This is a genomic window from Cytobacillus oceanisediminis 2691, from assembly GCF_007678455.1.
GTDB classification, from domain to species: Bacteria; Bacillota; Bacilli; order Bacillales; family Cytobacillaceae; genus Mesobacillus; species Mesobacillus oceanisediminis_A.
This window is the reverse complement of record NZ_VEEP01000040.1, coordinates 1-501: the sequence shown is the minus strand read 5'-3', so window position 1 is coordinate 501 and position 501 is coordinate 1. Positions and strand designations below refer to the sequence as shown.

The following is a 501-nucleotide window of genomic DNA, read 5'->3' as shown; positions in this document are numbered from 1 at the left end:
CCAGCTGCAGACAGCCGGAAAAGAACGTTATGAGTATGACGACAACGGCAATGTCATCTCCAAAACAAACAGTGAAGGCAATGTCCGATACAGCTACAACAACAGGGACCAGCTGACCCTCGCCGAGTTCGAGGATGAAAGCTATGTCGGCTACTCCTATGACGGCATGGGACGCCGCATCTACCGGGAGGAAATGTCCTGGAAGGATTTCGATGGCCTGAAAAAAGGGCAGGAAAAAGGAAAAGGCAACGAGAATAGTAAGGGCAAGGCCAAAGGGAAAGCCAACTGCAACGACAACGCCAAATCCGCAAACGGCCCATTCAACAACCCGGGACAAGGCAAGAAGCTTGGCCTGTACAAGAAATACGGTGAGAATGGCAAGGATCATGTGTACCACAAGGAAACGACCTACCTGTACGAAGGACTGTCCAATGTCCTCCATAAGGAATACAGCGCGACCGGATCTCCTTATGCAGAGTACTACAACGGACCGGACAACCA

Annotated in this window: 1 protein-coding gene; it reads left to right on the top strand. The window is 51.1% G+C overall.

All coding sequences use genetic code 11. From position 1 onward, the window contains the following. On the top strand, window positions 1–501 hold a 501-nt coding region (locus FS736_RS23410), incomplete at both ends, for an RHS repeat domain-containing protein (protein WP_186326900.1).